The organism is Fructobacillus fructosus KCTC 3544, from assembly GCF_001438695.1.
GTDB classification, from domain to species: Bacteria; Bacillota; Bacilli; order Lactobacillales; family Lactobacillaceae; genus Fructobacillus; species Fructobacillus fructosus.
The window spans coordinates 1-295 of the sequence record NZ_JQBH01000042.1 but is presented as its reverse complement, the minus strand read 5'-3'; the positions used below and the strand labels follow the sequence as shown (position 1 = coordinate 295).

Below are 295 nucleotides of genomic sequence, written 5' to 3'. Positions count from 1 at the left end.
CCAAGTTGGAATCGGGTAAATGGAAGAAAAAGCGGTACTGCAACAGGTCCATCATCTTCTTGATGTTCTTGTAATATTCTTTTGCTTTTGCATCCGTTGTATTCGTATTCGTAACACCGAGGTCTTCAATTGTTGGCATAGCCAACATCAAAGCCGCATAGTTTTTCCGCATCTGCTCCATAAGTGTCACAATATATTTCAGATTGTAAGCATTTTCCATTTGAAGATAATTTTGAGCTTCATCAAGAACAATGACTGAGTGTGGTACTTGTTCGTACGGAATCTTTTCTTGTTG

Annotated in this window: 1 pseudogene; it reads right to left on the bottom strand. The window is 38.6% G+C overall.

Annotated features, from left to right (window positions below):
- A pseudogene (locus tag IV71_RS08195) lies at window positions 1-295 on the bottom strand (helicase HerA domain-containing protein); the annotation flags it as partial.